This window comes from Endozoicomonas sp. G2_1 (assembly GCF_017744155.1).
GTDB lineage: Bacteria > Pseudomonadota > Gammaproteobacteria > Enterobacterales > Alteromonadaceae > JAGHQT01.
The window spans coordinates 237173-251344 of record NZ_JAGHQT010000001.1; the positions used below are offsets into that span (position 1 = coordinate 237173).

The following is a 14172-nucleotide window of genomic DNA, read 5'->3' on the forward strand; positions in this document are numbered from 1 at the left end:
GCGCCATGACCATCACCTTAGACTTACAAATAGCCAGTGAAGCGGCTGACCTGCCGGCTGAGTCTGATATCCAAGTTTGGCTCGACGCTGCACTTGCCAGCTACCAGCGCAATTTTGAACTCACTATTCGCATTGTCGACAACAGTGAAAGCCAAAGTTTAAACCATCAGTATCGCGGCAAAGACAAGCCGACCAATGTCTTGTCTTTCCCGTTTGAAGTACCTGAAGGTATTGAGCTTGATCTACTGGGCGATTTGGTTATTTGTGCCCCAGTCGTTAAAGCTGAGGCTAGCGAGCAAAAAAAACCAATCATTGCCCACTGGGCTCATATGGTTGTTCACGGTTGCTTGCATTTACTCGGTTTTGACCATATAACAGAAGAAGAAGCCTTGGAGATGGAAACGCTGGAAATAGACATCCTAGCTAAACTTGGCTTTAATAACCCTTACACGATTGACTAGTAACCTAAATTTACAGGACAAAAAATACGCCATGAGCGATGATAATCCCCACTCTAGCAACGGCTCTGCAAATAAGTCTTTACTCGGGAAAATAGTACAAGCCTTTACTGGAGAGCCGCAAAATAAAGAACAATTGGTCGAAGTGTTAAACGACGCAGAAGACCGAGAGTTGATCAAACCAGAAACCAAACAAATGATCGAAGGCGTTTTAGGCGTCAGTGAAATGCGAGTACGCGATATTATGATTCCGCGTTCGCAAATGGTCACTTTGGATATCAACTTAAGCCAAGAGCAATTCCTGCCTACTATTTTAGAATCAGCACACTCGCGATTCCCTGTCGTAAACGACGATATCGATCACGTTGAAGGTATTTTGCTCGCCAAAGATTTACTGGCTTATGGTTTTGGTCAACAAGAGCAAGAGTGTAAATTATCCGATATCATCCGTCCTGCGATTATCGTTCCCGAAAGTAAAAAAGTAGAGCCTCTACTTAAAGAATTCCGTTCACAGCGCTACCATATGGCGATTGTCGTCGATGAATACGGCGGCGTTTCAGGTTTGGTTACCATTGAAGACATCCTCGAATTAATCGTCGGAGAAATCGAAGACGAAACCGATGATGAAATCGAACTAGATATCAAACATTTAGCGGGTCAAGTTTACTTAGTAAAATCATTGACTGAACTCGCTGACTTTAACGAATACTTCAACTGCCAGTTTGATGAGGAAGATGCTGATACCATTGGCGGTATTGTTCTACATCAGTTCGGACACATGCCGAAAAAAGGTGAAGAGATGGTCATTGACGGTTTTGAATTTAAAATTGTTGCCGCCGACAATCGCCGTATTCAGACTATCCAAGTAACCGTGCCAAAAGAGCATCAAGTTACCGGTAAGATCTCAGACTAGCTTTGACAGATCATCAGTAGTGACAACTTCATTGTTCAAAAACGCCGCTAGCGCTAGCAGGCGCCTGCTTACCAATAAAAAGCACTGGCTGAGTTTTTTACTCGGCTTAGTGCTAGTTTTTGCCTATGCACCATACGGCCAATACTGGCTAATGTTTGTCGCACTGCCACTGTGGTTTAAGTTACTCGATAAAACAACTGCTAAAACCGCGGCAGGCATCGGTTTTTTCTTTGCCTTTGGCTGGTTTGCTAGTGGCATTAGCTGGGTGCATGTCAGTATTGAATTGTTCGGTGGTATGCCGTTAGTGGTCTCTTTGCTGCTGATGCTGCTACTTTGCCTATATTTAGCTATTTACCCCGCACTGGCCTGTTACCTTGCCGCTCGTCTTAGCAAAAATAGACAACTAAACCTCTTGTTGTTACCGGCAACTTGGACCCTAGCAGAATACCTTCGAAACACCCTACTCACTGGGTTTCCGTGGTTATCCCTCGGTTATAGCCAAATCGATAGCCCACTGAGATTCATCGCGCCGATTTTTGGCGAAGTTGGCATTACTTTCTTTTTGCTGTTTATCAGTATTGCCCTCTACTACCTTGTTTGGCCAAGTATAAAAATAGTGCGAGTTCGCGCTTGTTTAACCTTATTTGTCGCAGGCTTAGCGCTGGTATTACTGCCACAAGTTCAGTGGCTAACACCAAGTGGTAAGTCTCTAAAAACCGCATTAGTTCAAGGCAATATCGAACAAGAATTGAAGTGGCAGCCAGAGCAAGAATGGCCAACACTGGTCAAATACTTAAACCTAACCAAACAGCATTTAAACAGCGATATTATCGTTTGGCCTGAATCGGCAATTCCAGCCTTAGAACCAAGAGTTCAAGATTTTCTAACGACGCTGGATGAACTTGCTTATCAAAATGACAGCGCCATTATTACGGGTGTACTCAATTATAATTATCAGCGCAAACAGTACTTTAACGGTTTAGTCACAGTTGGCCAAACAAATGCAAGTTCAACAGCTCAACTAAGTTCGCAAAACACTGAGTTAACAAATCGGCAAAACCAAGTCGGTAGCTACAGCTACAATCACGACAATCGCTTTTACAAGTATCACTTATTGCCAATTGGCGAGTTTGTGCCATTTGAAGACTGGCTGCGACCGCTTGCGCCATTTTTTAACTTACCCATGTCGTCATTCAGTCGAGGCGACTATGTTCAAAATAACTTGATTGCCAAAGGGCAACACGTGTTGCCTTTAATTTGCTTTGAAATTGCTTTTCCAGAGCAACTTGCCGCTAACTTTACCGAGCAAACCAGTGTGTTATTAACTGTGAGTAACGACGCATGGTTCGCTGACTCACACGGGCCACATCAACACATGGAAATTGCTCGTATGAGAGCGCTCGAATTTGGCCGTCCACTGTTGCGCTCAACCAATACAGGTATTACCGCAAGTGTCGATGCCTATGGTCAGTTTATTGACCGCCTGCCACAATTTGAACAAGGTGTCTTGGTCAGTCATATTGAGCTAGTCACTGGCAACACCCCATTTAGTCGCTGGCAAAAATACCCAGTATTTATCCTGTCACTGTTACTTTTTATCTCGATTGTTGTGATTGAGCGCAAGGCACCAAAGCACACTTCTTAATACTGCTTTATCTATTGACTGACTTGGGTTTATACTGATTATTAAATCAGCTCAATAGATAATAATAATGAAATTTTTCAAAGAATTAAGCAAAAGAGCATTAACCTCAAAAGCACTGACAAAAAAAGTATTCATTAAGAGAGCTTACTTGATTGCGACCTTAACCTTGCCTTTAGTCGTGAGCCCAATAACACTCGCCGAGACCAGCCAGCTCATATACAACATCAATGGCTATACTATGTCTGATAGCGGCTTACAAAGATTCCATTCAATTCAATTTAACGGCGATAAAATAGAAAAGCTCTATCGCACACACGAATCATTGCCAAATGACCAATCAATGACTCGATTAGATGGCAAAGGTAAAACGCTCTTACCGGGCTTAATTGATGCTCATGGTCATGTCCTCAACTACGGCTTGAGCTTGTTATCAGCTAATTTAAATGACACGACTTCAGAGCAAAACGCCGTTGAAAAAGTCAAAAGCCATTATCAGAAGCAATCTGCTGCAAATGCCGACACTTGGGTACTTGGCCGGGGTTGGAACCAAACCCACTGGCCTGACAAAGAATTTCCCAGCGCTGCGAGCTTAGACAAAGTATTTCCAGAGCGTGCAGTACTGCTTAACCGCGTCGACGGTCACGCAATTTGGGTCAATAGTAAAGCAATGAAACTCGCTGGGATTAACAAAAATACTCCCTCCCCTGCTGGCGGCGAAATTGTCAAAGACAGTAACGGTGAACCCACAGGTATTTTTATTGATAATGCAATGGAGCTGATTTTCAAAGTACAACCAGCCTTGAGCATTGGTGAGAAAAAAGCTGCACTGATTAGAGGCTTATCAGCCTTGGCAGAAGTCGGCCTCACCAGCGTTCACGATGCAGGTATCAGCGCTGAAAATATCGAGCTATACAAATCGTTGGCAGAAGAGCAAAACATGGCAATTCGCGTCAATGGTATGCTAGATATTAACGACAGCCAAACCGATAACATTTTAGCGCAAGGTCATTATCAAAGCCCTGATCAAATGTTTGCGCTCCATAGTGTAAAAATCTCATCTGACGGCGCATTGGGTAGCCGTGGCGCGGCACTAATTCACGACTATTCAGATCTACCCGGTCACAAAGGCTTGCTGCTATATCCCGAAAAAGAACTTAAAGCCTTAATGCTTAAAGCGATGAAAGCTGGCTTTCAAGTTAATACGCACGCTATTGGTGACAACGCCAACAAGCTCGTCTTAGACCACTATCAAGACGCAATTAAACAAACGGGTACTCGCGATTTACGCCACCGTATTGAGCACGCTCAGGTCTTGCAATTGAGTGATATTGAACGCTTTGCCAAGCTCAATATTGTCGCTTCTATTCAAGCTACCCACGCAACCAGTGATAAAAACATGGCACAAGATCGAATTGGCAAAAAGCGCTTAGCTGGCGCTTACGCCTGGCGAAAACTGCTCAGTGCCAAGGCAAAAGTTGCCAATGGCTCTGACTTCCCAATAGAACCGACTAATCCGTTGTTCGGCTTACATGCAGCAATCACTCGCCAAGATCGCGACAATCAACCTTTAGGCGGTTGGATCAGCAGCGAGTCGATGACCAGAACCGAAGCTTTTGCCAGCTTCACCATTGACGCCGCCTACGCTGGCCATCAAGAGCATATTATTGGCAGTCTAGCCGCAGGTAAAAAAGCTGATTTTATTTTGTTAGCGCAAGACCCATTTACTATTGATGCTGAAAATATATGGCAGATAAAGGTCTTAGAAACTTGGGTTAATGGCAACCGAGTGTACAAAAACTAAAGTCGCTGTGAGTAAGGTAGGTATTACTCGCAATGAAATGTTTGAATAAATCTTCCATGTAAAAACTTATTCTTTGTCGACCATGGCACCGCTGGATAAGTACTTCCCTGTACAAATCCGCTCCTTGCCGTCCATGGCACCGCTGGATAAGTACTTCCCTGTACAAAAAAGCGATCAGTTGATGACAACTGATCGCTTTAGACATCTCTGCTTAGATCTAAATATGATTTAAATCACAGTAACTTGGTTACGGCCATTATCTTTTGATTGATAAAGGGCTTTGTCCGCTGACATAATCCACGCTTCATGGCTGGTCATCGATTTATCAATCTGAGCGATGCCCATACTGACGGTGTATTTGAGTTCAATATCATTGTATTGAATGATACTACGGGCCACTTTAGCTCGCAAACGCTCGGCGAATACTCGAGCACCTTCACTGTCGGTATCTGGCAGCATCACAGTAAACTCTTCGCCGCCATAACGGCCAGCAATGTCGGTTTCACGAACACAATCTTTAATTGCGCCGGCAAGGTGTTTAATCACTTCATCGCCAACCATGTGACCATATTCATCGTTAACCCGTTTAAAGTGATCGATATCCAGCATTAACAAGCTGCTTTGTTGTTGACTGCGAGTCCAACGCTTGTACTCAGCCAATAAGCAACGCTCCCAATGGGTACGATTAAAAAGCTTAGTCAAGCCATCGGTTTGGCTCAGGGTTGCTAATTCACTATTAACCTGTTCCAAGTCACTTTTGTGAACAGCACTGTCAGTTACATCATAAACCAATAAACACAAATGAGTGACTTCACCACTGGCCGACAACAGCGGAATAAAGGTGGTATTTTGATACATGTAGTCAGCACTACCAGTAATCGGGCGGTAGTTCTGAAACTTAAACAAATACGGTCGTTGTTCCCAAATGGTAAACGCTTTGTTTTTCAGTAAAAATACTGATTCAGCTTTGTTCTGAAACCAAGCTTGTGGAATTTCTTCAAACAAATCAAACAGCAGCTTGCCTTTTACCTCACCGGGCAATAAACCACTGTGATTTTCCATAAAGCCATTCCAAATTTGAATTTGGTAATCGCGATTCAGTACCACCAAGCCAACATCAATGTTGTGTAACATCTCCATCAACCAATGGAGTTCATTCATTTGTTTGCTATCTAACGACATTCAATTCGGCCTATTCTTCAATCAAGTATGCGAGCTTGTTGTTTAGCGTTTTCATCGACTCTTCGGTGAATAATAATAACAAATCGCATTTTATGGGATAGTTTTCAATACCATAGCTAATTTCGATGGCAAGTGTTCGCTGCCATTTTGTCGAGTTACTGGCGATCAAGTCAGAAACGTTTCGGTGTTGCCCCAAAACAACAGGGTGACCTTGACTAAACGAAACATCTAACTGCTCTGCTAAGCCCTTTAAACAAGCACCAATAAGCACATTAGCCAAGTCCATCAATAGCTCTAACTCTGCGCCTTGGTCTAGGTCTTGTTGGTAGTCCATCAACTTGGCAACATCTTGAAAGCTGGAGTCGTTCAAAATTAACAGTGCTTCACCGGAAATACCCGCGCTGATAAAACCTTGGCAAATACCCGAAGTGCTATGCTCGCGCTCAATCGCCGACAACGCCATGCTCAACTCACTAACTTCAATCAAATTGACGTTAGGAATTGGCAGTTCAACAAACACGTTTAACAATCTTGCCAGTAAGTCACCGGCACGGCCCATGGCAACGTTAGCAATCTCTTGATAACAATCGCGAATATCATTGGCAAGGGGACCTACTCCACCATCCGTTGAAACTGAGGTAATTTCAGCAGTACTAGCGGGTTTAACTGGCGGTGTAGGCTTGCTTTTTTCGGCTGATGCTGGTGCCTTATCGACAGCGACTAGCTGCTCTTTACTAAAAACACCGTAAGCCATTAATATTTCGGTTAGCTTTTGTTTGTTAACAGGTTTTTGAATAAAATCGAGCGCACCTAAGCTTTTGACTCTTTGATAAGCTTCTGGCTGCACATCACCTGAAATAACAATGGTTAGCGTTGGCAAGTCTTCAGCCATGATTTGCTCAAGCACTTGATAGCCATCCATTTCGGGCATATTTAAGTCGAGTAATAAAACATCGCCTTTACCCGCTTTAATCGCTTCGATGCCCTCAATGCCATTGGTGGCAAAGCTAATGTCAACGTCCCAGCCATCAGGTAAAGAGCGCGCCACTTGCTTGCGCGCCATATTCGAATCATCACAAATTAATAACCGGGTCGACATCTAGATATCCAACTTTTTTCTTAGAAAATGAAAAACAGTGCAATAATAACACAATAACCGTAAAACCAGTCGTGATTAATTAACAAAAATATAGCTATTTTGTCACGACAAAGTTAAGCTTTAGCGTAGCGTAATTAATTATTAACTTATTAAAATATCATGAAATTGTCATCTCGTTTTATCAGTCTAGCTTGCACTAGTTTATTGGCGCTATCAAGCCATGCTAACACTTTGATTGATCCTCAACTAGCCGAAACAACCAACTTAGTAAAGGCGGGCAATAAATTTGTCACGCTACTTGGCCAGCAAGTTGAGGTTGGAGAAGCTGCGCCTGATTTTAAAGTGGTGAACGAGAGCTTTTCACCTGTTGAACTCAATAACTTCAAAAATAAAACGGTGCTTATTTCAGTGGTGCCAAGCTTAGACACTGGCGTGTGTTCGCTACAAACCAAACGTTTTAACGAAGAAGTGGCGAACCTAGATGACAGTGTTGCCATGTTAACCATCAGCAACGATTTACCCTTTGCACAAAAGCGTTTTTGTAAAACTGAAAAGATAGATAAATTAAAAGTGCTTTCAGACGCTGTATGGCGCGACTTTGGCAGCAAGTATGGCTTGCTAATTAAAGATATGGGCTTACTTACCCGAGCCATCTTTATAATCGATGATCAAGGCAATATCGCCTACAAAGAACTAGTCGACAATATTGCCAAGCACCCAAATTACGACGATGCCTTAGCTAAGTTAAAAGTGATGACAACACCTGAGCAAGCAAGTGACGAACAAGCTGAAGTAACAGACTCAGCCACCAGCCAAGGAAAATAGCTAGAAAACTAAAAACAAGTCGGGCAAGCATTTTCTCTGTTTGCCCTTTTAACTCCCCTAATTAGCGCTTAACTTGACCAAAATTGGTCCCGCTTGCCAAATACTCTCGCTCTGCTTCAACAGACTCACGCCCTAATATCGCATTTCTATGTGGAAACCTCTGATATTGCTCAATAATATCGCGGTGTTTAATTGCCATGTTTAAGGTATTGGTTAAATAAGCGCGATGCTGTTCAGCGCTATATTGGTCGTACAAACCTTGATAATACGCCACAGATTGGCTTTGCTCTGTCAAACACTCACTATGCTCAAATGGGTGGTAATAAAATATCCGATAAATTAATGGTAAATCTCGATCAAACCCTTGAGCAATGCCTTGCTTTGACACCTCAAGCGCTAAATCATCGGTCGCAAATGCTTGCGCTTGGCCACGGAAAATATTTCTCGGTATTTGGTCCAGCAATATAATTAACGCTAAGCTCGATGCTTGCTGATTGCGCCAGTTGTCTAGTTTGCCAAGGCGTGCTTGTTGATATAACGATAAATATTTATCTTTCAGCAACAAATCATCGGCCTCCGTCGCCCGATACCACAATCGCCGCTTTTCCTCACTGGGTAGTTGATTGGTTAACTCGCCAAACCAAAAGCTCAACAGTTCGCTCGCTTCGCTGCTACTAGTGCTATTATCACTACTAAAAATTACCGAAGTACTTTTATCCGTCATGCTGTTACCCAATGCCATTTAGCTAACTATTAAAAATTTACCGCACAAAAACATAAAAAATTAATCATTAAATATCAATAAGATAAAAACAAAGTACAATTTTTTTATAGTTTTTTTCTTGAAATTTATCTAACCGAACCTATCTATTAATTAAGTCGCCGTTAGGGACTTATTTTAATTAACCGCCTGTTCTTTACGAAAGGCACATATTCAAGATAAATCGGTATTAATAAGCACCCAGTCGCTCCTAAGAGGACTAAGGTTGTTTATCAAGCATACTGAGTTATCGATGAATAAACCATATTGCTAACTTTATTAATAGGATATGAATTATGCGTAACACAACTTCAGACTTCAGCCCTCTTTACCGTTCTTTTATCGGCTTTGATCACTTAGCTAACTTAATTGACAAAGCAAGCCGAGCAGACAAACAGTCTAGCTATCCCCCATATAACATCGAGTTATTGGCTGAAGACAAATACCGAATTACGATGGCGATTGCTGGTTTTAGCGAGCAAGAGCTAGATATTGAATCAAAACAAAACACCCTTATTGTTACTGGTACTAAAACCGCTGACAAAGAAGCCAACAAAGATCGCAGCTTCTTACATCAAGGTATCGCCGAGCGTAACTTTGAACGAAAATTTCAATTGGGTGACCACGTAAAAATCATTGATGCTAGTCTCGAAAATGGCCTGTTACATATCGATTTGGAAAGAGAAATTCCAGAAGCCTTAAAGCCGAGAAAAATCAGTATCAACAAAAAGCCACTGATTGATAGCTAATTATTGCCCCGTGCGAAAGCACTCATGTTTCTCCCTGTTTTATCTTCTATATAGTGTATTTGTAATATAGAGTCATTTGGCCCAGCTCAGTAGCTGGGTCTTTTTTATGCTACCGTCCAAAGCTATTAGATAGCAATCTTAGGTTTAGGTAATAACATTGCCAGTAAACCCGCAATCAAACTGGCGGTTGCGGCAAAGTAAAATGCTGCGCTAGCACCACTGCCATCAGCCCATAAAATGCCGGCCAAATAAGCCCCCGCAGCACCACCAACGCCCCAAACACCACTAATATATATCGCTTGCCCTCGATTTTGCTGATCAACGGCAAAATGCTCTTGTAAATATTGCATAGAAGCGCTGTGATAAAGACCAAAACCGGCAGCATGAGCAAGCTGTACAACAAATAAAAGCAACAAGTGTTGGCCAAAATCAGCCATCACCCACCAACGCACCGCAGTAATCAGAAAGCTAAACACTAGCAACTGTTTAACGCTGAAGTAGCGGAATAACCTACCAACGTAAATAAACACGACGATTTCAGCAACAACTGCAAAGCCGGTTAACACACCGACTAAATAATCAGGGTAAGATAGATCTCTTAAATATAGTGCCAAAAAGCTATAGTAAGGACCAAAACTTACTTGCAATAACAAGCCGGCAACAAAAAAGATAATAAAGCTCGGTGTTAAAATACGGCTTAGAATTGATGCACTGTTTTGTTTGTGAGTACTAACCACAGGCTTTTTCAACTGCTTTAACAATAGCGTCGATAAAAACAAACTGAGCAAAATAACAAAGCCACACACTAATACGGCATCACTGCCGTAAACACTGACAATTTGCCCACACACTAAAGCAGTAATGGTAAAACCGACACTACCCCACAGGCGAATGCGACCATAAATTTTTGCACTTTTTCGAATACTGGTTAAGGTCATCACTTCCATTTGTGGCAATATCGCCGTCCAGAATAAACTAAACGCGGCCAGACTAAAGGCGATTCCCCAGTAGCTATCAAAGTAAAAAAGCGCAATAAAACAAGTCACAGCCAATAAAGCGCCCAAACGAATAATCGGCAACTGTTGCCCGCTTTTATCGGCAAATACCGCCCATAACGGCGGACCAAAGATTTTAGTTGCGGTAAAAATCGCAACGAGTTCGCCAATTTCCAGAGAGTTAAAGCCCCTGCCGTCGAGAAAAACCGGTAAGTAAGGGATCATCAAACCAATAACCGCAAAGTACCAAAAGTAGCTTGCAGAAAACTTGACAAATAAATAGGGCATTGATATTAGCTGTCAGTTAATAGTTGGAAGCACAAAAGCATTTGACCGAGCGTATATATCAATACAGCTTAGTCAAATGCTTAAATAGTTGAAAGTTATCGCTTAAATAAAACTATTCAATTACCGGTGTCGAACAAGCAACATCGGCATTTTGACCGCGATGGCGAAGTAAATGGTCCATTAAAGTTAACGCTACCATAGCCTCAGCAATCGGTACTGCGCGAATACCAACACACGGGTCGTGACGACCTTTGGTAATAATACCTGCCGGGTTACCTTCTGCATCAATGGTTTTGCCACTAACACCAATGCTTGATGTTGGTTTTAACGCTATGTTAGCTACTATTGGCTGTCCTGATGAAATACCACCTAAAACACCACCAGCGTGATTAGTACTAAACCCTTCTGGCGTTAACTCGTCGCGGTGCTCTGATCCCTTTTGATTAACCACTTCAAAGCCATCGCCAATCTCGACACCTTTTACCGCATTAATACTCATTAAGCCATGGGCTAAGTCGGCGTCTAAACGGTCGAAAATCGGTTCACCTAAGCCAACAGGAACATTGTTCGCGACAACGGTAACTTTGGCACCAATAGAGTCTTTTTGTCTGATAATACCGCGCAAGGTCTCATCAAGTTGATCTATTTTGCTTTCGTCAGGAAAGAAGAATGGATTAGTTTCAACAAAATCCCAGTCGTATTGTTCCGCGCTAATATCGGCAATTTGACTAACGCATGCGCGTACTTCAACACCAAATTTTTCTTTTAAGTATTTTTTCGCGATGGCACCAGCAGCAACCCGCATGGCAGTTTCACGAGCAGACGAGCGACCACCGCCGCGATAATCGCGAAAGCCATATTTTTGACTGTATGTGTAGTCGGCATGACCTGGACGAAAACTGCTGGCAATATTGCCGTAGTCTTTTGAGCGTTGGTCGGTATTTTCAATGATCAAACCAATTGGCGTACCTGTGGTTTTACCCTCAAAGACCCCAGACATAATTTTAACTTGGTCGGCTTCTCTGCGCGCCGTAGTATAACGCGAAGTACCGGGCTTACGGCGGTCGAGATCTAGCTGCAAGTCTTCTTCGGTCAGACTCAAGCCTGGAGGACAACCATCAACAATGGCACCAATGCCAAGTCCGTGACTTTCGCCAAAGGTGGTGACTGTAAATAATTTTCCAAATGTATTACCTGACATGAATCTTCTTACCTACTTATATTTAGTCTATTTTCAATTATTGATACTTATACGTTTGCCGACATACTTTTACTGGCCATCACAACAACAGATTGTTTGTTATTGCTCAGCTTGTTGATCAAATACAGTTTGATACTTATCAAGCTCTGCTTTGGTTAGCATAAAGACGCCATGTCCACCTCGCTCAAAGGTCAGCCAATTAAATGGCACCTCAGGATAGACTGAACATACGTGTACTTGTGAATTACCTACTTCGCAAATAAGCACACCATCATCGGTTAAATGTTGGCTTGCACGGGCCAAAATAACTCTGACGATATCTAAACCGTCATGTCCCGAGCCTAGCCCCATTTCCGGTTCGTGCAAAAACTCTTGCGGCAAGCTGTCAACATCATCTTGATCGACATACGGCGGATTAGTCACAATTAAATCATATTTCTGCCCATCTACCCCAGAGAAAATATCAGACTGTATTGGAATAACTTGTTCTGTTAAACCGTGATACTCAATGTTCATTTGGGCAACGTTTAAGGCATCAACTGACAAATCAAGCGCGTCTACTTCTGCTTCAGGGAAAGCATAAGCACAAGCAATTGCGATACAGCCACTGCCAGTGCACAAATCTAAAATGCGCGACGGCACTTGTTTAACACAATTGTCAAATTTTTGCTCAATAAGCTCGGCAATTGGCGATCTTGGCACTAATACGCGTTCATCAACGTAAAAAGACAAGTTGGCAAATAATGCATGGTTAGTGATGTACGCCGCAGGTATGCCCTCATTGATGCGACGTTCAATAACCGATAGCACTGCTGACTTTTCCGATTCAGTTAACCGACAAGTAAGCACTTGTTCTGCCATATCTTCTGGTAAGTGCAAAGCAAACATCACTAAAATTTGTGCCTCGTGCCAAGCGTTATTAGTGCCGTGACCAAAATAGAGTTCAGCGCGATTAAACTCACTGGTGGCAAAACGCATAAAATCGGCAATAGTATCTAGTGATTGACTGATTTCACTGTAATTAAACACAAGGCTGTTTTCTGACGAATAAAGATGCTCTTGATTGTCAACTGCCTCGGCTTGGTGATGAGTCATGTTTTGAGTATTGTCTTGGTTGGCCATGGTTAACTGTATAAATTCCTAACTGAGAGTTGTTATTTTACCTAATTATTCATAGACTGGCGCGATGAAATTTAAAGATCTTTTATCTGAGCAAGACAAGCAGCTATTTAAAAGTGCGATTGGCAAAGTAAAGCCTTTGCAACAAGACAAAATCGCGCCAGTAAAAGCTAAGCCGATGGCGGCAGCTAAAAAACGCCAACACGACCCTAAACAAGTTGCTCAATTTCACTTTTCAGATCAATATGAGCCCTTTATCAACGAACATGGGCCAGTAAAATACGTTCGCGAAGACGTTGACAGTTTTGAAGCGAAAAACCTTAGACGCGGCCACTACCATCCGGACCTGATATTAGACTTGCACGGTTTAGCACAACACCAAGCCAAACAAGAAATCGCCGCTTTGCTTTATGCTTGCCAAAAAGAACACGCCCAATGTGTTTGTATCGTGCACGGGATTGGCAGCCGAGTGTTAAAAAACAAAATACCTCACTGGCTAGTCCAACATCCAGACGTTATGGCTTTTCATCAAGCGCCATTAGAATACGGCGGCGACGGTGCACTACTGGTACTTATCGAGCTACACGATAAATTTATGCGTAAGTAAACCAAGTGCTATTTGTTACTGTGGCCGCTACGCAGTTGGCAGGTGCATCGTCACTAGTTCGCCCTTCATCGTTTCAACATCGTAATCGAGCTCAGCAACAGCCGCAGTTTGGAACAGCGGTGACTGCTGGCCGGCGGTGAAGCTGTCAACCAAGTAACTAACCAAGGGCATATGAGAAACAATTAACAAAGCGCTGATATTATCTGACTGTTGCACTGCGTCGAGATAATCGTGCAGCGAGCTGGCATTGCCGTATGGCGTAATGTCCGTATTAGTGGTCACATCAACATTATTTATGTCCAAGCCTTTGCGCACTTGTTGATAGGTTTGCTGTGCCCTTAAATAAGGGCTAACCCAAATGTGCGACAATGCTGCCGCGCTAAATAACGATGACATACTTGCCGCTTGCGCTTCACCCAGTTTCGTCAACGCGCGCTTAGCGTCTTGCTCTTTGGTTGTCACGGCAATATCTTCAGCTTGACCATGACGCATGATAAAAATTTTCATTAATTGGGCTTTCTTGATTAGCA

At 42.8% G+C, this 14172-nt stretch carries 14 protein-coding genes; 7 read left to right on the forward strand and 7 right to left on the reverse strand.

The window, feature by feature from the left end:
- Nucleotides 1–5: 5 nt before the first annotated feature.
- From ybeY to J7384_RS01080, 4 genes are all read left to right on the forward strand, one after another.
- Nucleotides 6–461 (forward strand): rRNA maturation RNase YbeY, encoded by a 456-nt coding sequence (ybeY, locus tag J7384_RS01065; protein ID WP_209110336.1) that lies wholly within the window; start codon nt 6–8, stop codon nt 459–461.
- Nucleotides 462–492: 31 nt separating this feature from the next.
- Complete coding sequence (locus J7384_RS01070) at nt 493–1371, forward strand: transporter associated domain-containing protein (protein ID WP_209110343.1); 879 nt, start codon at nt 493–495, stop codon at nt 1369–1371.
- Nucleotides 1372–1390: 19 nt separating this feature from the next.
- Entirely contained in the window at nt 1391–3016 is a 1626-nt protein-coding gene (gene lnt, locus J7384_RS01075; protein ID WP_209110345.1) for an apolipoprotein N-acyltransferase, read from the forward strand.
- Between the two features lie 67 nt (nt 3017–3083).
- A complete protein-coding gene (locus J7384_RS01080; RefSeq protein ID WP_209110347.1) occupies nt 3084–4817 on the forward strand; it encodes an amidohydrolase in 1734 nt (577 codons plus the stop codon).
- Between the two features lie 228 nt (nt 4818–5045).
- Here the strand turns inward: J7384_RS01080 and J7384_RS01085 are convergent, their stop codons facing one another.
- Nucleotides 5046–5999 (reverse strand): diguanylate cyclase, encoded by a 954-nt coding sequence (locus J7384_RS01085; RefSeq protein ID WP_209110348.1) that lies wholly within the window; start codon nt 5997–5999, stop codon nt 5046–5048.
- Between the two features lie 10 nt (nt 6000–6009).
- A complete protein-coding gene (locus J7384_RS01090; protein WP_209110350.1) occupies nt 6010–7098 on the reverse strand; it encodes a response regulator in 1089 nt (362 codons plus the stop codon).
- A 159-nt stretch (nt 7099–7257) separates the two neighbouring features.
- On the opposite strand from J7384_RS01090, the gene tpx reads away from it, so the two are divergent.
- Nucleotides 7258–7923 (forward strand): thiol peroxidase, encoded by a 666-nt coding sequence (tpx, locus tag J7384_RS01095; protein ID WP_209110351.1) that lies wholly within the window; start codon nt 7258–7260, stop codon nt 7921–7923.
- A 61-nt stretch (nt 7924–7984) separates the two neighbouring features.
- On the opposite strand, the gene J7384_RS01100 is transcribed toward tpx, so the two are convergent.
- Entirely contained in the window at nt 7985–8647 is a 663-nt protein-coding gene (locus J7384_RS01100; RefSeq protein WP_209110353.1) for a DUF924 family protein, read from the reverse strand.
- A gap of 332 nt (nt 8648–8979) precedes the next feature.
- On the opposite strand from J7384_RS01100, the gene J7384_RS01105 reads away from it, so the two are divergent.
- A complete protein-coding gene (locus J7384_RS01105; protein WP_209110355.1) occupies nt 8980–9432 on the forward strand; it encodes an Hsp20 family protein in 453 nt (150 codons plus the stop codon).
- A gap of 125 nt (nt 9433–9557) precedes the next feature.
- Here the strand turns inward: J7384_RS01105 and J7384_RS01110 are convergent, their stop codons facing one another.
- The 3 genes from J7384_RS01110 to prmB all read right to left on the reverse strand — a co-directional run bounded on the left by J7384_RS01110 (nt 9558) and on the right by prmB (nt 13038).
- The gene (locus tag J7384_RS01110; RefSeq protein WP_209110357.1) at nt 9558–10715 is read right to left on the reverse strand and encodes an MFS transporter; all 1158 of its coding nucleotides are present in this window, start codon (nt 10713–10715) and stop codon (nt 9558–9560) included.
- 112 nt (nt 10716–10827) lie between these two features.
- Nucleotides 10828–11916 (reverse strand): chorismate synthase, encoded by a 1089-nt coding sequence (gene aroC / locus J7384_RS01115; RefSeq protein ID WP_209110358.1) that lies wholly within the window; start codon nt 11914–11916, stop codon nt 10828–10830.
- 99 nt (nt 11917–12015) lie between these two features.
- A complete protein-coding gene (gene prmB / locus J7384_RS01120) occupies nt 12016–13038 on the reverse strand; it encodes a 50S ribosomal protein L3 N(5)-glutamine methyltransferase (protein ID WP_247741559.1) in 1023 nt (340 codons plus the stop codon).
- 64 nt (nt 13039–13102) lie between these two features.
- Here prmB and smrB point away from each other — a divergent pair, with 64 nt between their 5' ends.
- A complete protein-coding gene (smrB, locus tag J7384_RS01125; protein ID WP_209110360.1) occupies nt 13103–13642 on the forward strand; it encodes an endonuclease SmrB in 540 nt (179 codons plus the stop codon).
- A 27-nt stretch (nt 13643–13669) separates the two neighbouring features.
- Here smrB and sixA read toward each other — a convergent pair whose 3' ends face one another.
- Nucleotides 13670–14149 (reverse strand): phosphohistidine phosphatase SixA, encoded by a 480-nt coding sequence (gene sixA / locus J7384_RS01130; protein ID WP_209110362.1) that lies wholly within the window; start codon nt 14147–14149, stop codon nt 13670–13672.
- Nucleotides 14150–14172: the final 23 nt, after the last annotated feature.